Raw genomic sequence first — 18,533 nt, 5'->3', positions numbered from 1 at the left:
GCGAAGGTGCTGACGCATCGGCGGTGCCGGCGGCGCCGACGGTTCGGCGGCCCGTCCGGTCAGAAGACCACGCGTGCCCACAGCTGCTTGTGGTCGGACTGCTCGGAGTGGCTCACACCGCTCCACTCGACCCGCACGGACGGCGACACGAAGAGATAGTCGATCTTGCCCTTGCTGTGGGTCGGTTCGCCCGACCGGCAGTGCGTGTACCTGTTCCGCGGCAGCGAGTCACGCCGCTGCCGCGGCTTCATCGCGTCACCGCAGGGGCCCGCCGCCTCCTTGAACGCCCCGCGTGCACCGTCCCCGTAGTCGCGGTGGTAGAAGCCGTCGAGGACGTCGGACAGCGGCACGTCGTTGATGTCGCCGCCCAGTACCGCCGTGTAGCCCTTGTAGTGCGTGGCGAGGACCCGCCGGGCCTCCGCGGCCTCCTTCCCGCGGCTCCCGGCGTACTCGCCCTCGCCCGGCGTGAGGTGCGCCGAACAGGCGACCAGCTTCCGCGGCTCGGAGCGTACGCACACCATCTCGCGGTACTCGTCGCCGGCCGTCGAGCCGAGCAGGTGGCTCCGGGCGGTGTCCTTCTCGAAGCCCAGGTCCTCGCGGAAGACCAGTGTGTTGCCGAAGTCGGTGGGGTGGTGGCACCGGGCGGGGCTGCCCGGGTTCCTGGCGAGGTTGTCGACGGGGGCGAACACGACGCCGTAGCCCGGCAGCCGGTCCTCCAGCCGCTCGTCCCAGTCGCGGCACGTCTCCTGCAGGGAGAGCACCGCGGGCCTGCGGTCGTCGACGTCCTCGGCGAGGTCGTCGGGCACCGGATTGCCCTTGCCGCCGTGCTCGGTCGTCCCGCCGGCCATGTTGAACTGGCCGATGACGTATCCGTCGGGTGAGGACTTCGCGGACGGGGACGGCGGTTCCGCGACGAGCACCACGGCGGCGGCCACGCCCGCGGCCGCCACGGCACCGGACAGCGCTACGGTCACGCGTCGGATGGCGCCCTCCATCGGTCCGGGCCCGGTCGTCCCGGGTGCTGGGGTTCCGCGTGTCCGCAGACGTACGCGCGCAAGCATGCAGAGGCCCGGGGAGGGCGTCAACAGAGCCTGCCGGGCGCCACGGGGCACGGGCCTCTCCCGCACAGCCCCGCACAGCCGCTCACCCAGAGTTATCCGTAGGAAAGCTGTGCTTGCGGGCCGTTAGGATTTCGGGCATGGCGGCCACTGGAACTGAGCAGACGGGATCGAAGGCGTACTACGTCACGACCCCCATTTACTACGTGAACGACGCTCCGCACCTGGGCCACGCCTACACGACCGTCGCAGGCGACGTGCTCACGCGCTGGCACCGTCAGCGCGGCGAGAAGGTGTGGTACCTCACCGGCACGGACGAGCACGGTCAGAAGATCATGCGCACCGCGGAGGCGAACGGGGTCTCCCCGCGCGAATGGTGCGACAAGCTCGTCGAGGAGGCGTGGAAGCCCCTCTGGGAGCATCTCGACATCCACAACGACGACTTCATCCGCACCACCGAGAAGCGGCACACCGACCGCGTCCGCGAGTTCGTCCAGGACCTCTACGACAAGGGCGAGATCTACCAGGGCGGGTACGAGGGCCCGTACTGCGTGGGCTGCGAGGAGTACAAGACCTACGGGGAACTGCTGGACGGCGATGGGGGTGGGGGCACTTCCCAGGGCGAAGCCTCCGGGGGATTCGCGGGCCAGAAGCTGTGCCCCATCCACCGCACGCCGGTGGAGATGCTCCAGGAGGAGAACTACTTCTTCAAGCTCTCCGAGTACGGCCCGAAGCTCCTCGAACACTACGAGCGGCACCCGGAGTTCATCCAGCCCGAGTCCGCGCGCAACGAGGTCGTGAGCTTCGTGCGCCAGGGCCTGGAGGATCTGTCGATCTCCCGCTCGACCTTCGACTGGGGCGTGAAGGTGCCCTGGGACGACAAGCACGTCATCTACGTGTGGATCGACGCGCTCCTCAACTACGCCACCGCGGTGGGGTACGGCTCGGACCAGGAGCGCTTCGACGGCACGTTCCCCGCGGACGTGCATCTGGTGGGCAAGGACATCCTCCGCTTCCACGCGGTGATCTGGCCGGCGATGCTGATGGCGAACGGCCTGCCGCTGCCGGGGAAGATCGCCGCGAACGGCTGGCTGATGGTCGGCGGCGAGAAGATGTCCAAGTCGAACCTGACCGGCATCTCGCCGCAGCAGCTGACGGAGCACTTCGGCGTCGACGCCTACCGCTGGTACTTCCTGCGCGCCATCGCCTTCGGGCAGGACGGCTCGTTCTCCTGGGAGGACTTCACCGCCCGCTACACCAGCGAACTCGCCAACGACTACGGCAACCTCGCGTCCCGCGTCGCGGCCATGGTCGGCAAGTACTTCGGCGGCACGCTGCCGGAGGCGAAGGCCGCGGGCGACGCGGAAGCGGCCGTCGTCGGCGGTCTCGCGAAGGCGGTGGCCGAGGCGGACGAACGCATCGGCGACGAGCTGGACTTCTCCGGCGGCATCGCGGCGGTCTTCGACTTCGTCAAGCAGGTCAACGGCTATCTGACGGAACAGGCTCCGTGGAAGGTGGCCAAGGACTCCTCGGACGAGGCGCAGGCCCGGCTGGCGACCATCCTCTACACCGCTGCCGAGTCGCTGCGCGCCTGTGCCGTGCTGCTGAACCCGGTGATGCCGGAGTCCTCGGCCAAGCTGTGGGACTCCCTCGGCGCCGAGCCGCACCTGGGCCCGGTCTCCGAGCAGCGCGTGGGCGACGCGGCCCGCTGGGGGCAGCTCCCCGCGGGCGCCACGGTCACCAAGGGCGCGGTGCTCTTCCCGCGCCTGGAGGAGACGAAGTAGCCGGCGCCGAGGCGGACGAGCAGGCATGAGTGAACCCCCGGGCCGGGCCCGGGGGTTCACTGGTGTGCTGCCCTGCGAAGGGTTACAGCTTGGGCTTGCGCACGTCGAGGTGCAGCTCCTTCAGGCGCGCCGCGTCCACCTCGCTCGGGGCGCCCATCAGCAGGTCCTGCGCGTTGCCGTTGAGCGGGAACGCGATCGTCTCGCGGATGTTGGGCTCGTCCGCCAGCAGCATCACGATGCGGTCGATGCCGGGGGCGATGCCGCCGTGCGGGGGCGCGCCGAAGCGGAACGCCCGCAGCATGCCGCCGAATTCGCGCTCGACGTCCTCGTTGGAGTAGCCCGCGATCTCGAATGCCTTGAACATGATCTCGGGCTCGTGGTTCCGGATGGCGCCCGAGGAGAGCTCCACACCGTTGCAGACGATGTCGTACTGCCAGGCGAGGACGTCCAGCGGGTCCTGCGTCTCCAGCGCCTGCAGACCCCCCTGCGGCATCGAGAAGGGGTTGTGGGAGAACTCGACCGCGCCGGTCTCCTCGTCCTTCTCGAACATCGGGAAGTCGACGATCCAGCAGAAGCGGTAGACGCCTTCCTCGAAGTGCCCGGTGCGCTTGGCGGCCTCCACGCGGACCGCGCCCATGATCTTCGAGACCTCGTCGAACTCCCCGGCCCCGAAGAAGACCGCCGTGCCCGGTTCGGCCTTGAGCGTCGTCAGCAGCTGCGAGACGTCGTTCTCGTCGAGGAACTTGGCGATCGGCCCGGTGAGCGTGCGGTCCTCGCCGACGCGCACCCAGGCCAGGCCCTTGGCTCCCTGCTCGACGGCGAACTCGCCCATCTGGTCGAAGAACTTGCGCGGCTGGTCCGCGGTGTCCGGCACAGCCAGGGCCCGTACGTGCTTGCCGGCGAACGCCTTGAAGCCCGAGCCCTTGAACACGTCGGAGACGTCGACGAGTTCGAGCTGCGCCCGCAGGTCCGGCTTGTCCGAGCCGTACTTGAGCATGGCCTCGCGGAACGGGACGCGCGGGAACGGGGAGGTGCACTCGCGGCCGTCGCCCAGTTCCTGGAAGAGCTCGGTCATCACCTTCTCGATGACCTCGAAGACGTCCTCCTGCTCGACGAAGCTCATCTCCATGTCGAGCTGGTAGAACTCGCCGGGCGAGCGGTCCGCGCGGGCGTCCTCGTCACGGAAGCAGGGCGCGATCTGGAAGTACCGGTCGAAACCGGCGATCATCAGCAGCTGCTTGAACTGCTGCGGGGCCTGCGGCAGCGCGTAGAACTTGCCGGGGTGCAGCCGGGAGGGCACGAGGAAGTCGCGGGCGCCCTCGGGGGACGTGGCCGACAGGATCGGTGTCGCCAGCTCGTTGAACCCCTCCCGCACCATCTTCTCGCGGATCTTCGCGATGACCTGCGAGCGCAGGATGATGTTGCGGTGCATGCGTTCGCGCCGCAGGTCGAGGAAGCGGTACTCCAGGCGCCGCTCCTCGTTGACTCCGTCCTCGGCGTTGATCGTGAAGGGGATCTGCTCGGCGCCGCCGAGCACCTCTACGTCGGCGACCTCGACCTCGACCTCGCCGGTCGGCAGTTCCGGGTTGACGTTGTCGGCGCCGCGGGCGCTGACCTTGCCGTCCACGCGGACGACCGACTCCTTCGACAGGGAGCTGAGCCGCTCGTGCACCTCGGTCTGCTCGGGGCGCACGACGAGCTGGACGATTCCGTAGTGGTCGCGCAGATCGATGAAGAGGATGCCGCCCAGGTTCCGACGGTTGTGCAGCCAGCCGCTCAGCCGGACGTCTGTGCCGACGTCCGAGGCACGTAGCTCACCGCAGGTGTGGGAACGGTACCGATGCATCATTCATCCAGTCGTTGGCTCGTCAGTCACTGGGACAGTTACTCGGGGGTCGACCCCTCAGACTACCGCCCTGGCTCAGCCCCACTCGCCCCGTATTCCTCAACCCACATAAAGTGGGGCAATGCGCACCGAGGACGTGCTGAGGGCCGCAAGGGTCGGCCTGTGGCGTTGGGACAGCGTTACCGGCGTCGCCACCCTCGACCTCTGCGCGGCAGACCTCCTCGGTGTTCCCGTCCAGCAGGTCACGGATTCCCACTCCATCTCCGTCTCCGGCCCGGGCTCGGAGTCCGACCCGGGCACCGGCGCCGGCAAGGGAAGAACCGCAGACGCCCTCGAGGACGACGGGCAGACCCTCACGCTCTCCGAGACAGCGGTGCGCTCATGCATCCACGTCGCCGACTACGTCGACCTCATGGCCACCGCCACGCTCGCCCTGACCGAAGGAACGCTGGTCGAGGCCAAGGTCCGCGTCGTCGACGAGCACGGCGCCGTGCTGCGGACCGTGCGCAGCCGGATGGTCCCCCTGGGTGAACGCCCGTCGCTGTCCCTCATCGGGACGGTCTCCGAGGTGCCCGAGACGTCCGCCGAGGAGCTGGCCCCGACGGAGACCCAGCAGCTCCAGCGTGAGGCGTTCCTGCTGAACACGGGACGGGCCCTGGCCGAGGCGCGCACGACCGCCGAAGTGCTCCGGGTCGCGGGCTCCCTGGCCATGCCCGGCTTCATGCCCCGGACGCTCGCGGTCTTCAGCCTGGAGGGCGACCAGCTCTCCCTCGCGGGCACGTTCGGCCAGCGGCCGGTGCCCGAGCAGTTGCTGCCCTTCATCGAGGTGTCCGTCGACGCCGACTATCCGGCCGCCGAGGTCGTACGCACCGGCCGGGCGGTATACCTGCGCTCTCCGGCCGACTACCGGCAGAGGTACCCGACCGTCTGGCCCCACGCGAGACGCCTGGGGAACCGCGCCTGGGCCTTCCTGCCGCTGACCCTCTCCCGCCGGATTCTCGGCGCCTGGATGGTGGCCTTCGCCCAGCCCGTGGAGTTCGACGCGGAGGACCGGGCGCTGCTGACGAACGTGGCCCGGATGCTCGCCCAGGCCATCGCCCGGACGTCCATGCACGAGACGGAGCTCCAGCTGTCCGCGGGGCTTCAGCGCACCCTGCGGCCCGCGCGGCGGCCGGCCGTCGAAGGCATGTCGCTGGCCGCCCGCTACGTACCGGCGGGCGGCGGCCTGGAGGTGGGCGGCGACTGGTACGACGTGATCCCCCTGCCCTCGGGACGTACGGCCCTCGTCATCGGCGACGTCCAGGGCCACGACGTGCGGGCCGCGGGCATCATGGCGCAGCTGCGGATCGCCCTGCGCGCGTATTCGGCCGAGGGCCACCGCCCCGACGCGGTGCTCTCCCGGACCTCCCGCTTCCTGGCCGGGCTGGGACGTCCGGACCCCGGAACCGGCGAGGCGGAGGCCGGGGAGACCGGGGAGGCCGCCGCCAGCGACACCCGCTTCGCCACCTGTCTCTACCTGGAGGCCGACCCGCTCACGGGCACCCTCGACATCGCCCGCGCCGGCCACCTCGACCCGGCGCTGTGGCTCTCCGACGGCACCATGCTGATCCGGCCCACCGCGGGCGGCCTGCCACTGGGGGTCGACCCCGGGTCGGAGTACCCGACGACGCGGCTCGTCCTGGAGCCGGGCGAGACGCTGCTGGTGTGCACCGACGGACTGATCGAGGCCGGCGGGCACACCATGGAGTCCGGCTGGCGCCGCATCCGGCAGATCGCCGAGGAGACGGCCGACGGGCCGCACGCACCGGAGGACCTGGAGAACTTCGCGGACGCCCTCGTCCGCTCGGCGACGCGCCCGCTGCCCGGTGACTCGGCGGGACCTCTCGCCGGCCGGCGGGAGGACGACATCGCGCTGCTGCTGCTCTCCCTCGACCCGCGCTTCGCCGTCCACCGGGCCGCGGTGGCCGAGGGCGTCTCGCGCCGTACGACGCTCACCGTGGCGCAGGCCGAGCCGGAACGCATCGGAGAGGCCCGGCACCAGCTTCAGGGCATGCTCTTCGACTGGGTCAACGAGGGCCAGATCGACGCGGCGGTACTGATGCTCTCGGAGATGCTGACGAACGTCCTCGTGCACACGGACGGCGACGCCAGGGTGATCGCCGAGTGCAGCGGCACGCGGGGGGAGCGGCTGCTGCGCGTCGAGGTCGCCGACACCAGCGACGCCCTGCCGCACCGCCGCACGCCCGGCGAACTGGCGTCCTCCGGGCGGGGCCTGGTGATGATGGAGATGCTTGCGGGCGCGTGGGGGGTCGACCCGCGGGGCGAGGGCAAGTGCATCTGGTTCGAGATGCACGAGAACGCTCCACCGCCCGACTGGTCGTGAGGCGTTCTCGGCAAGCCCGTCCGGAGGGGCCGCGTACCGGCACCTCCGGCGCAGCTGCCACGCACCGTCACGGACCTTCAACCCGACGCCGGGACACGGCAGTTGAACGGGCCCGGCGGCATCGTGGACGCGGTGGCGCGGCCCGGCAGCGTCAGCCGTACATCCGGCGCATCGCGAAGTCCACCATCTCCTCGACGGCCTTCGCGTCGAAGACGACGCGGTGGTCGCCCTCCATGTCGAGGACGAAGCCGTAGCCGGAGGGAAGCAGGTCCAGCACCTCGGCGCCCGTGATCACGAAGTAGCGGGACTCCTTGCCGGCGTAGCGGCGCAGCTCCTTGAGCGTGGTGAACATGGGGATGACCGGCTGCTGGGTGTCGTGCAGCGCCAGGAAGCCGGGGGTCTCACCGCGCGGGCAGTAGACCTTCGAGGTCGAGAAGATCGACTGGAAGTCCTCGGAGGTCAGGGTGCCCGTCGTGAACGCCCGTACGGTCTCGCGCAGCGACGGCGGCGACGACGGCTCGGGGTAGAGCGGCTGTCCGTTGCCGTGCTGGGCCTGCCCGTAGTGGTGCGGGGCCGAATGCTGCGTCGTGTACTGCTGGTGGCCAGGCTGCTGATGGCCGTACTGCTGCCCGGCATGCGGGTAGCCCTGTCCCGCGGACGCGGTCTGGTCGTAGCCGTACATGAAAGAAAGAGTAACGAGTCACAGATATGCGGAGAGGGCTTGCTTCTTATTACCGACGGGTAGCATCATCGGGTGTAGAGACAGCTGACTACTTGTCCGTCGAGTGAGACCACCACACGGAGCCGTTGCCATGGGGCACTACAAGTCGAATCTCCGCGACATCGAGTTCAACCTCTTCGAGGTGCTCGACCGCGACACGGTGTACGGCACCGGACCGTTCGCGGAGATGGACGTGGAAACCGCGAAGAGCGTGCTGTCCGAGATCGCACGCCTCGCGGAGAACGAACTGGCCGAGTCCTACGAGGACGCCGACCGCAACCCGCCCGTCTTCGACCCGGAGACCAACACCGCGCCTGTTCCGGCGTCCTTCAAGAAGAGCTACCAGGCCTACATGGACGCCGAATGGTGGCGGCTGGGCATCCCGGAGCAGATCGGCGGCACCACCGCGCCGCGCTCGCTGCTGTGGGGCTTCGCCGAGACCGTGCTGGGCGCCAACCCGGCGGTGTGGATGTACGCCTCGGGCCCGGCGTTCGCCGGCGTCATCCACGAAGAGGGCACCGAAGAGCAGCTGAAGATCGCCCAGTTGATGGCGGACAAGCAGTGGGGCTCGACCATGGTGCTCACCGAGCCGGACGCCGGCTCGGACGTCGGCGCGGGCCGCACCAAGGCCGTCCAGCAGGACGACGGCACCTGGCACATCGAGGGTGTGAAGCGCTTCATCACCTCCGGTGAGCACGACATGTCCGACAACATCGTGCACTTCGTCCTCGCCCGTCCCGAGGGCCACGGCCCGGGCACCAAGGGGCTCTCGCTGTTCATCGTCCCGAAGTACGACTTCGACTGGGACACCGGCGAACTCGGCGAGCGCAACGGCGTCTACGCCACCAACGTCGAGCACAAGATGGGCCTGCGGGTCTCCAACACCTGCGAGATGACCTTCGGCGCCAACGCGCCCGCCAAGGGCTGGCTGCTGGGCGAGAAGCACGACGGCATCCGCCAGATGTTCAAGATCATCGAGTTCGCGCGGATGATGGTCGGCACGAAGGCCATCGCGACGCTCTCCACCGGCTACCTCAACGCCCTGGAGTACGCCAAGGAGCGCGTACAGGGCGCCGACCTGGCGCAGTTCACGGACAAGACCGCGCCGCGCGTCACCATCACCCACCACCCGGACGTGCGCCGCTCGCTGATGACGCAGAAGGCGTACGCGGAGGGCATGCGCGCCCTCGTCCTCTACACCGCTTCGGTGCAGGACGAGATCGTCATGAAGGAGTTCCGCGGCGAGGACGCCTCCGCCGCGCAGCGCCTCAACGACCTGCTCCTGCCGATCGTGAAGGGCTACGGCTCGGAGAAGTCCTACGAGCAGCTGGCGCAGTCGCTGCAGACCCTGGGCGGCTCCGGCTACCTGCAGGAGTACCCGATCGAGCAGTACATCCGGGACGCGAAGATCGACACCCTGTACGAGGGCACCACCGCGATCCAGGGCCAGGACTTCTTCTTCCGCAAGGTCGTCCGCGACCAGGGCCAGGCGCTCACGACGCTCTCGGAGGAGATCAAGAAGTTCCTGGCCGAGGCGAAGGGCGGCGAAGAGCTGGCCCCCGCCCGCGAGGAGCTCTCCCGCGCGGCCGTGGACCTGGAGGCGATCGTCGGCACCATGCTGACGGACCTCGCCGCCACCGAGAACGACGTGAAGTCCATCTACAAGGTCGGGCTCAACACCACGCGCTTCCTGCTCGCCTCCGGTGACGTCGTCATCGGCTACCTGCTGCTGCGCGGCGCGGCCGTCGCCGCGGACAGGCTGCGCGAGGCGTCCGCGAAGCCCCTGTCCGCCAAGGACAAGGCCTTCTACGAGGGCAAGGTCGCGGCCGCGAAGTTCTTCGCCACCACCGTCCTTCCCGCTCTCGCGGTGGAACGCGGACTGGCCGAGAACGTCGACTCCTCCGTGATGGAGCTGGACGAAGCAGCCTTCTGAGCGGCGTCCGCGGCCGGAATCCACCGGCCGCGGACCGGCCGCCCGAGATCCCCCATGCGGAACGCCCTTCTCCTCCCCGGCCGGGACGGGGAGGGCGTTCCGCATTCGTATGCTGGCCGTATGACCCCTAGCCCTCAGCGCCCCGAGGACCGCCCGGGCCGAGCCCACGCCGACAGCCTGATCCGGTTCCTCTCCGACTCGCCCACGCCGTACCACGCGGTGCGCAGTGCCGCCGAGTTGCTGGAGAAGGCCGGCTTCCGGCAGCTCGACGAGACCGACTCCTGGGCGGCGGCCCACTCCGCGGACGACGGCGGTACGGGCAGCGGTACGGGCGGCGCCCGGGGACAGGGCCACTACGTCCTGCGCGGCGGCGCGCTGATCGCCTGGTACGTCCCCGCCGGTGCCGCACCCTCGACGCCGTACCGCATCATCGGCGCCCACACCGACTCCCCCAACCTGCGGGTCAAGCCCGTTCCCGACACCGGTGGCGGCGGCTGGCGCCAGATCGCCGTGGAGATCTACGGCGGAACGCTGCTCAACACCTGGCTCGACCGGGACCTCGGACTGGCCGGACGGCTCACCCTCCGCGACGGCTCGACGCGCCTGGTGCACATCGACCGTCCCCTCCTGCGCGTGCCCCAACTCGCCATCCACCTCGACCGCCAGGCCAACGAGGGCCTCAAACTGGACCGTCAGCGCCATATGACCCCGGTGTGGGGGCTCGGCACCCCCGTCGAGGGCGATCTCGTCCGCTGCGTCGCCGAGGAGGCCGGGGTTCCGGCCGAGGACGTCACCGGCTGGGACCTGATGGCGCACAGCGTGGAACCGCCCGCCTACCTGGGCCGCGACCAGGAGCTGCTGGCGGGCCCGCGCATGGACAACCTGCTCTCCGTCCACGCGGGCGCCACGGCGCTGGCGACGGCCTCCGCGCGGGACGACCTGACCGCGATCCCCGTGCTGGCCGCCTTCGACCACGAGGAGAACGGCAGCCAGTCGGACACCGGCGCCGACGGCCCCCTGCTCGGCGGCGTGCTGGAGCGCTCCGTCTTCGCCCGCGGCGGCACGTACGAGGACCGGGCCCGCGCGTACGCGGGAAGCGTCTGCCTCTCGTCGGACACGGGGCACGCGGTGCACCCCAACTACCCCGAACGTCACGACCCGGGCCATCACCCGATGCCGAACGGCGGGCCGATCCTCAAGGTCAACGTCAACCAGCGCTATGCCACGGACGGTTCGGGCCGTGCCGTCTTCGCCTCGGCGTGCGATCGGGCAGGCGTGCCCTGGCAGTCGTTCGTCTCCAACAACGCCATGCCCTGCGGCACGACGATCGGCCCCATCACGGCGGCGCGGCACGGCATTTCGACGGTGGACATCGGAGTGGCGATCCTCTCGATGCACTCGGCACGCGAACTGTGCGGCGCGGAGGACCCGTTCCTGCTCGCCCAGTGCATGGACGGGTTCCTGACGGGCTCCTGACGGCTCTCCGTGAGCTTCCGGGGCGCTCCGGGCGGCCTCCGTCCCGGGCGCTCACGGCGGCGTTCTCGCCGCTCGCGACGGGCCTGACCGCGGAGCCATGTGACGGTGCGGCAGGCCGCCGTGCGGCGGGGCAGGCGACCGCGTGCAGCGCGGCGACGGCCCGGCGACGGTCAACCACCCGGCCGCCGGGCCCCGTTGGCACTTCCGCAGGACGTTCCGGTCCGCCGCTGAATGACAGGCCTGCCCCCGGGTACCCGGAATCCGTACGAGAGCAGGGCAATCGCCAACCGGAGGCAGGAATCCATGGGCATCGTCTTCTGCATCGGCATGCTGGCCGTGGGGGCCATCCTCACTCTGGCCGTCGACTGGAACACAGACGTCGTGAACCTCGATGTGGTGGGTCTCGTCCTGATGGCCGCCGGTCTGATCGGTCTCTCCGTCTACGTCAGCATCTTCAAGCGCCGCAAGACGCAGCCGCCGTCCCCGGCGGCACCGGTGGTCGTCGAGGAAGAGCGGCACCACCTGCGCTGAGACGGCAGCGGCGGGTGAGGGCGCGGCGGCAGCACGCGCCGGTCAAGGGCGCACGCCGCCGAACCGCCGCGTGCGGCGCGGAAAGCGGGCGGACGCGGCCTGCGGGGTCCGGGACCGGACGTCGCAGGCCGCGCTGCGCGTGCGGGCCCGCTTGCGGAAGCGGAGCGGCCCTCCGGCGGACAGGCGTCCGCAGGAGGGCCGAGACGTGGCGGAGACGTCCGGTTGTCCGGTTACACGTTCCCCGACCAGATGAACCTGGGCGAATTGTCGAAGTCACCGGTGATCTCGTACCAGACGTTGCCCGCGGAGTTGACGCACCGGTAGTAGCCACGGACCGTCCGGCCCTTGCCGATGTGGCCGACCACCTTCGAGCGAGCGCTCGGACCTGTGTGTACCGCGGTGCGACGGTCGGTCACCCCGGACCGTCCCCATTCCCTGCATTCGAACGGGCCCTTCGTGGCCACCTCGCCGGACGGCCCCGCCGAGTCGGCGACGGCCACGCCGCCACCGGCGAGGGCCGTGCCGAAGGCAAGAAACACGGCAACGCAGGCGATTTGACGCCGCATGGGCTCTCCCTTCCCCCTGTGATCGCGACGCTCCAGACCTTTCAGCCTGATATGAGCGTCAAGTTGGTCAAGTTCAGTGTCGCGCACCTTGCCCCCTCCCGCCGCAGGGTTTTTTTGCGAACAGCCGTGCCATGGGCCGCACTTGGGCGCACTCCACGTCCCCGCACGCGGCACCTGGTCCGGACGGGGCGGCCCGGGTGGAACCGTCCTAACCGTCGTGCCCGTGCAGACCGTCGTGCCCGTCCAGACCGTCCTGTCCGTCCAGACCGGCGAGTACCAGCGGCAGCCTGGACGTTCCCGACTCCGTGACGCGCACCGGAACGCCCCAGTCCTGCTGGTGCATGTGGCACGCCGGGTACTCGTTCGGCTCCCCCTCCGCGGCGTCCGGGTCGTCGCACGACGCCGCCGTCGCCGAGACGTGCAGCACGCCCTCGCGCACGCCCTCCGCCAGCCGCAGCCGGCGGCCGAGGTCCGTGCCCGCTCCGGCCCCCTCCGCCAGCAGCTCCTCGGGAGTGGAGCTGACGACGAGCCTGGTCGAGGGCCCGTGGCGGTCGTCGAGCTTCTGCCCCTTCGGCGCCTGGAAGACGACGTCCAACAGCACCTCCCCCGGAGCGACTTCGGTCGCCGAGCGCCGGGTCCGGTGAGCCACGGGCGCCACCCGTACGGCCTCCTGGGGCAGCCGCAGCCGGGTCAGCCGGTGCCGGGCCGACTCCACGACGACGATCTCGGCGGCCCCCGCCCCGCCCGGACCGCCGCCGGCCGGCACGGCGTCCGAGGGCTCACGCAAGTCCGTTGCCAGTGTGCTGACTTCGCCGCTCCGCGGGTCGTAGCAGCGCAATGCGTGGTTGTAGGTGTCGCTGATCGCGACCCTTCCGCCGGGCAGCGCCGTCACGCCCAACGGATGCTGGAGCAGGGCGTCTTCGGCGGGCCCGTCGCGGTGGCCGAAGTCGAAGAGGCCGGTTCCCACTGCCGTACGCACGACGTATCCGCCGTCGTCCGCCCTCTCCAGCACGCGCAGAGCGCTCGTCTCCGAGTCGGCGATCCACAGCCGCTCGCCGTCCGCCGAGGCCGACAGCCCTGACGGCTGCGCGAACCACGCCTCGGCTGCCGGCCCGTCCACGAGACCCTCGTTGGTCGTTCCGGCCGCCGCTCGCACGGTGCCCTGCGCGTCCCCGTCCGCGGGCGGCGCGTACGTCCACAACTGGTGCACGCCCGCCATCGCGATCCACAGCCGACCGTCGAACCACGCGACGTCCCAGGGCGAGGAGAGGGAGACCTCCCGCGCGGGCCCCCGCGTCGCGGCACCCTGCCACCACTGCTCACCCGTCCCGGCCAGTGTGCTGACGGCCCCGGTCGCCAGGTCGCAGCCGCGCAGCGCGTGATTGACGGTGTCCGCGACCACGACCGTCCGCCCGTCCGGCAGCAGCGCGAGGCCCTGGGGCTCGCTGAACCGGGCGCTCTCCGGGCCGCCGTCCCGCAGTCCCCGTTCGCCCGTGCCGATGCGGCGCAGCACGGTCTCACCGTCCGCGGCCAGCTCGACCAGCTGGTGCCGGGTGGTGTCCGAGACCAGGAAGCGCTCTCCCCCGGAACCTGCGGCCTGGGAGGTGCCCCCACCCGGCAGACGCAGGACCTTGCCGGGGAAGCGCAGCGTGGTCGGCTCCGGTTCCGGCGGCACGTACGGGGCGTCGCCGCGCCGCAGGGTCCCTTTCGCCTCGTGCGCGCGCTCCAGCTCCGAGACCAGCGCCTCGACGGCGTGCGCGTGGCCCTCCCCGGCGTGCTGAGCCACCACGTAACCCTCGGGGTCGACGACCACGAGGGTCGGCCAGGCCCGGACCGCGTACTGCTGCCACGTCGCCAACTCCGGATCGTCCAGCACCGGATGCTCGACCTGATAGCGCTCGACCGCGTCCACGACGGCTTGCGGCTCGGCTTCGTGGACGAACTTCGGCGAGTGGACGCCCACGACCACGAGGGTGTCCCGGTGCCTCGTCTCCAGCTCGCGCAGCTCGTCCAGGACGTGCAGACAGTTCACGCAGCAGAAGGTCCAGAAATCCAGAATCACCGTGCGACCTCTGAGGTCCGACAGCCGCAGATTCCTGCCACCGGTGTTGATCCAGGTACGACCTTGCAGCTCAGGGGCGCGGACGCGGGGGCGCTTCGTCATGACGCCAAGGGTGCCAGGGAGCGGCTGCCGGGACGGTGCGGACCTACGCGGCCCGGTTCGCACCGAGCCCGTCGCGGGAGATGCTGGGCTGTCACGCGAACGGGAGTCGACTGTGAACGAGCGCGAGTACGTCCTGCCGCGGCTTTGCGAGTCCTCCGCGGACGGGCCGGACGTCGCAGCGCCGGGGGCCGGACGGCCGCCGGCGCCGCCGGAGCCGGACCCCTCACCGTGGCCGTGGCCGGAGGACCCCGAGCCGGAGGACCCGGACGGAGCGGGGGACTGACGTCCGCCGGGGCCGGCGTGCCGGTTCCCGCATCCCCGCGGGCCTGCCATGCGCATTCCGCCGCTGCCTGGGAAGGCGTAACCCATGAGATACCTCGTTCGGGAACGCATCTTCGGCATCGGTGACGACTTCTGGATCGACGACGAGCACGGCCGGCGCGCCTTCCTCGTCGACGGGAAGGCGCTGCGCGTGCGGCAGACCTTCGAACTCAAGGACGCCGAGGGCGAGGTCGTCGCGGTCATCCGCCGGAAGATGATCAGCCTCTGGGGGACGATGGAGGTGGAACGTGACGGCAAGGCGCTGGCGACGGTGCGCAGGAAGAGGCTCACACCCCTCCGCCACCGGTTCCGTGCCCGCCTCGCAGACGGCACGACACTGACCGTGCACGGGAGTGTGCTGGACAAGGAGTACGACATCGAGGCCGGGGGCCACCGGCTGGCCCGTGTGTCCCGCAAGTGGTTCCGGGTGCGGGACACCTACGCGGTGGACGTACGCCGGCCGGACGCCGACGTGCCGCTGCTGCTCTCCCTCGCGGTCTGCATCGAAGCTCTGACGAGCGGCGACTGACCGCGGCAGGCTCCGCTCCCAACTCCCGTACCCGCGGGGCGAATCGGGCGTCTCGTCCAGTTCCGTCCACTTCCGGCCCGAACAAGCGCGCACAGTACCATCGACGGTGCATTGGAGCGGGTCGAATGGGCCTAGCATCGTCACCTGAAACCACTGCCGCCCTGCCCGCGCGCAGCGTAACTTGAGAGCACCGCATCCAGACCGCGAACGTCCGTACCGCCCGAGGGGTCTCGTGACCGACCACCCAAGCCTGCAGCCATACGTCGACGCCTGGACCGAGTCCATCGAAGCGATATCCGAGCTGGTGAGGCCGCTCGCCGAAGGCGAGTGGAACCGGCGGACCGCCTGCCCCGGATGGTCGGTGCGGGACGTGGTCTCCCACATCATCGGCATGGAGTGCGAGCTTCTGGGTGACCCGCGGCCGATCCACACCCTGCCTCGCGATCTCTACCACGTCGTCGACGAGCCCAGCCGTCACATGGAGATCCAGGTCGACGTACGGCGGCACCACACCGGCCCCGAGATGACGAGCGAGCTGGAGTACACGATCATCCGGCGGTCCCGGCAGCTGCGGAACGAGAAGCGCGGGCCGGACGCCGAGGTGCGGGACATCATGCCGGGCGGCGGGAAGGTCACTCTCGAACACCAGCTGCGGCTGCGGGCGTTCGACGTGTGGGTGCACGAGCAGGATCTCCGCCGGGCCCTGGGCAAGCCGGGCAGTCTCGACTCGGCGGGAGCGGCCGTCGCACGGGACCTGATGGTGGAGGGCCTTCCGAAGGTCGTCGCCAAGAAGGCCGGTGCCCCTCCGGGCACGGCGGTGGTCTTCGATGTCGGCGGGCCGCTCGAGTTCATGCGTACGGTCAGGGTGGACGCCGACCGACGCGGCACCGTCGACGGCAGTCCCTCGCTGGGCCCGGCGGTCACGTTCTCACTGGACTGGGAGACGTATCTGCGGCTCGCGGCAGGACGCGTACGCCCCGACACGGTCGCGGACCAGGTGAAGACCGAGGGTGACACGAAGCTGGCGAAGGCCATCCTGGAGAACTTCCCGGTCACGCCGTGAAGTTCGGCGGCATCGGCGACTGACGGGCGCCGACTGTGGCCGGCCCCGTACGGCGGCGGCACCCCGCGCGGGTGCCGCCGCCGCGCCGTACCGGGACGTCTCGACGCCGCGGCACGTCACACCGGGACGTGCACGGCCTCCACCCGGCTGGCCACCACCCGCTCACGCTCACGCCGGTGCGCACGCGGGCGCAGCCGCAGGATCTGCCAGATCCCCAGCGCCTCCAGCAGGAAGATGCAGGCGAAGGCGACCCTGAAGTTCCCGCCGGTCAGGTCGAGCAGGACGCCGACCGCCAGCAGCGTCGTCATCGAGGCGGTGAAACCGCCCATGTTCACGATCCCCGACGCGGTTCCCTGCCGCTGCGGCGGGTTGGCGGGCCGCGCGAAGTCGAAGCCGATCATGGACGCCGGACCGCAGGCTCCCAGCACCGCGCACAGCGTCACCAGCAGCCACATGGGCGCATGTCCGGGCCACAGCAGCACGGCCGCCCAGACACCCGCCGTCGCCGCCACCGTGCCGAGCGCCAGGGGGGCGCGGGCGGCGTGGTGCCGGGCGATCACCTGCCCGTAGACCAGCCCGACGCACATGTTGGACAGCACGACGAGCGTGAGCAGTTCGCCCGCGGTCGCGCGGGAGAGACCGTGGCCCTCGACGAGGAACGGCATCCCCCACAGCAGCAGGAAGACCATTCCGGGGAACTGCGTGGTGAAGTGGACCCACATGCCGAGCCGTGTGCCCGGCTCCCGCCATGCCTGCTGGATCTGCCGGCGTACGTAGCCGCTGCCCGACTGCGGTGCGGGCGGCGGCACATGGCCCTTCGGATGGTCCTTGAGGAAGACCGCCACCAGCACCAGTATCAGCACGCCGCCCATGGCACTGCCCGCGAAAGTGGGCGTCCAGCCGAACGTGCCGAGGACCCGGGCCAGTACGAGCGTGGTCACCAGGTTCCCGGCCATGCCGATCAACCCAGCGACCTGCGCGATGATCGGGCCGCGTTTCGCCGGGAACCAGCGCGAGCCGAGCCGCAGCACGCTGATGAACGTCATGGCGTCGCCGCACCCCAGCAGAGCACGGCAGGCGAGCGCCGCCACGTACGACTCCGAGAGGGCGAAGCCGAACTGCCCCGCGGTGAAGAGCACCACGCCGAGCGTCAGCACCTTCTTCGTGCCGAGCCTGTCGACGAGCAGCCCGACGGGTATCTGCATGCCCGCGTAGACGAGCAGTTGGAGGATGGAGAAGGTGGAGAGCGCGGAGGCGTTGATGTCGAAGCGTTCGCTCGCGTCGAGTGCGGCGACGCCGAGACTCGTGCGGTAGGTGATCGCGACGAAGTAGACGGTGACGCCCAGGCCCCAAACGGCCACCGCGCGGGGCCCGCCGGGCGGGTCGCTGTGGACCTGGGGCACGCCCGCGGAGCTGGCACCGCTCACCGGACATCACCGTGGACCAGGTGCCGCACCCACGTCACATGGCGGCGCACGGCGCCGGCCGCCGCCTCCGCGTCGCCCGCCCGCACCGCCTCCATGATCTCCGCGTGTTCGGCGATGCTCTTCGCGATCCTGTCGGGCTGCGCGTACATCATGGCGACGCCCATCCGCAGCTGCCGGTCGCGGAGCTGGTCGTAGAGCCGGGTGAGGATCTCGTTGCCGGTGTTCCGGACGATCTCCGCGTGGAAGCAGCGGTCGCTGACCGCGAACGCCGTCAGGTCACCGGCCTCGGCGTGGGCGCGCTGCTCCTCCAGCAGCTCCTCCAGGCGGCTGATCAGCCCGGCGTGCACGGGATCGGACGACTTGCGCGCCGCGTGCTGCTCGACCAGCAGCCGCGTCTCGACGACGTCGGTGATCTCCTGCGCCGAGACGGGCAGCACGAGCGCGCCCTTCTTGGGGTAGAGCCTGAGCAGCCCCTCGGCCTCCAGGCGGAGCAGCGCCTCCCGCACGGGTGTGCGCGAGACGCCGACGGCCTGGGCGAGTTCGCCCTCCGTCAGCAGCATTCCGCCCGCGTAACGGCGGTCCAGGACGGCCTGCTTGACGTAGGTGTAGACACGCTCGGCGGCGGGTGGCTGCCGGAGCGGGCCGGCGGGGACGTCGACGGAAACGGACATGTGCACACCTTAGATACAACACAGATGCGTGTGCCTTCCTCGTCCGCGATGCGGACCGCG

General features: G+C 70.5%; 15 protein-coding genes. 8 read left to right on the top strand and 7 right to left on the bottom strand.

The window, feature by feature from the left end; translation table 11 throughout:
* Positions 1-59: 59 nt before the first annotated feature.
* On the bottom strand, positions 60-974 hold the full coding sequence (locus ACFPA8_RS16465) for an endonuclease/exonuclease/phosphatase family protein (protein WP_386448978.1): 915 nt from the start codon (positions 972-974) through the stop codon (positions 60-62).
* Positions 975-1,198: 224 nt separating this feature from the next.
* Between ACFPA8_RS16465 and metG the strand changes: the two genes are divergently transcribed.
* The gene (metG, locus tag ACFPA8_RS16460; RefSeq protein ID WP_386448975.1) at positions 1,199-2,842 is read left to right on the top strand and encodes a methionine--tRNA ligase; all 1,644 of its coding nucleotides are present in this window, start codon (positions 1,199-1,201) and stop codon (positions 2,840-2,842) included.
* Between the two features lie 82 nt (positions 2,843-2,924).
* Here the strand turns inward: metG and aspS are convergent, their stop codons facing one another.
* Entirely contained in the window at positions 2,925-4,688 is a 1,764-nt protein-coding gene (aspS, locus tag ACFPA8_RS16455) for an aspartate--tRNA ligase (protein WP_386448972.1), read from the bottom strand.
* Between the two features lie 121 nt (positions 4,689-4,809).
* On the opposite strand from aspS, the gene ACFPA8_RS16450 reads away from it, so the two are divergent.
* Positions 4,810-7,071, top strand: coding sequence for an ATP-binding SpoIIE family protein phosphatase (locus tag ACFPA8_RS16450; RefSeq protein WP_386448969.1), 2,262 nt, complete (start codon positions 4,810-4,812; stop codon positions 7,069-7,071).
* Positions 7,072-7,222: 151 nt separating this feature from the next.
* On the opposite strand, the gene ACFPA8_RS16445 is transcribed toward ACFPA8_RS16450, so the two are convergent.
* Positions 7,223-7,753, bottom strand: coding sequence for an SseB family protein (locus tag ACFPA8_RS16445; protein WP_386448967.1), 531 nt, complete (start codon positions 7,751-7,753; stop codon positions 7,223-7,225).
* A gap of 130 nt (positions 7,754-7,883) precedes the next feature.
* Here ACFPA8_RS16445 and ACFPA8_RS16440 point away from each other — a divergent pair, with 130 nt between their 5' ends.
* From ACFPA8_RS16440 to ACFPA8_RS16430, 3 genes are all read left to right on the top strand, one after another.
* A complete protein-coding gene (locus tag ACFPA8_RS16440; RefSeq protein WP_386448964.1) occupies positions 7,884-9,725 on the top strand; it encodes an acyl-CoA dehydrogenase in 1,842 nt (613 codons plus the stop codon).
* A 120-nt stretch (positions 9,726-9,845) separates the two neighbouring features.
* Positions 9,846-11,201, top strand: a complete 1,356-nt coding sequence (locus tag ACFPA8_RS16435) for a M18 family aminopeptidase (RefSeq protein WP_386448962.1) — start codon at positions 9,846-9,848, stop codon at positions 11,199-11,201.
* A gap of 231 nt (positions 11,202-11,432) precedes the next feature.
* Positions 11,433-11,732 carry a hypothetical protein gene (locus tag ACFPA8_RS16430; protein WP_386448959.1) on the top strand — a complete coding sequence of 100 codons (300 nt, stop codon included), beginning with the start codon at positions 11,433-11,435 and terminating at the stop codon, positions 11,730-11,732.
* 230 nt (positions 11,733-11,962) lie between these two features.
* On the opposite strand, the gene ACFPA8_RS16425 is transcribed toward ACFPA8_RS16430, so the two are convergent.
* Both ACFPA8_RS16425 and ACFPA8_RS16420 read right to left on the bottom strand, forming a co-directional pair.
* Positions 11,963-12,298, bottom strand: coding sequence for a hypothetical protein (locus tag ACFPA8_RS16425; protein WP_386448956.1), 336 nt, complete (start codon positions 12,296-12,298; stop codon positions 11,963-11,965).
* A 208-nt stretch (positions 12,299-12,506) separates the two neighbouring features.
* Positions 12,507-14,462 carry an NHL domain-containing thioredoxin family protein gene (locus ACFPA8_RS16420; RefSeq protein ID WP_386448953.1) on the bottom strand — a complete coding sequence of 652 codons (1,956 nt, stop codon included), beginning with the start codon at positions 14,460-14,462 and terminating at the stop codon, positions 12,507-12,509.
* Positions 14,463-14,574: 112 nt separating this feature from the next.
* Here ACFPA8_RS16420 and ACFPA8_RS16415 point away from each other — a divergent pair, with 112 nt between their 5' ends.
* The 3 genes from ACFPA8_RS16415 (at position 14,575) to ACFPA8_RS16405 (ending at position 16,375) form a co-directional block, all read left to right on the top strand.
* On the top strand, positions 14,575-14,745 hold the full coding sequence (locus ACFPA8_RS16415) for a hypothetical protein (protein WP_386448950.1): 171 nt from the start codon (positions 14,575-14,577) through the stop codon (positions 14,743-14,745).
* 84 nt (positions 14,746-14,829) lie between these two features.
* Positions 14,830-15,312, top strand: coding sequence for an LURP-one-related/scramblase family protein (locus ACFPA8_RS16410; RefSeq protein WP_386448948.1), 483 nt, complete (start codon positions 14,830-14,832; stop codon positions 15,310-15,312).
* 232 nt (positions 15,313-15,544) lie between these two features.
* Complete coding sequence (locus tag ACFPA8_RS16405; protein ID WP_386448945.1) at positions 15,545-16,375, top strand: maleylpyruvate isomerase family mycothiol-dependent enzyme; 831 nt, start codon at positions 15,545-15,547, stop codon at positions 16,373-16,375.
* A 116-nt stretch (positions 16,376-16,491) separates the two neighbouring features.
* Here ACFPA8_RS16405 and ACFPA8_RS16400 read toward each other — a convergent pair whose 3' ends face one another.
* Complete coding sequence (locus tag ACFPA8_RS16400; RefSeq protein ID WP_386448942.1) at positions 16,492-17,802, bottom strand: MFS transporter; 1,311 nt, start codon at positions 17,800-17,802, stop codon at positions 16,492-16,494.
* A complete protein-coding gene (locus tag ACFPA8_RS16395) occupies positions 17,799-18,473 on the bottom strand; it encodes a GntR family transcriptional regulator (protein ID WP_386448939.1) in 675 nt (224 codons plus the stop codon). Before ACFPA8_RS16395 ends, ACFPA8_RS16400 begins: the two co-directional genes overlap by 4 nt.
* Positions 18,474-18,533: the final 60 nt, after the last annotated feature.

The organism is Streptomyces ovatisporus (genome assembly GCF_042653885.1).
Taxonomy (GTDB): Bacteria; Actinomycetota; Actinomycetes; order Streptomycetales; family Streptomycetaceae; genus Streptomyces; species Streptomyces ovatisporus.
The sequence above is the reverse complement of the archived record's forward strand: the minus strand, read 5'-3'. Positions and strand labels throughout refer to the sequence as shown.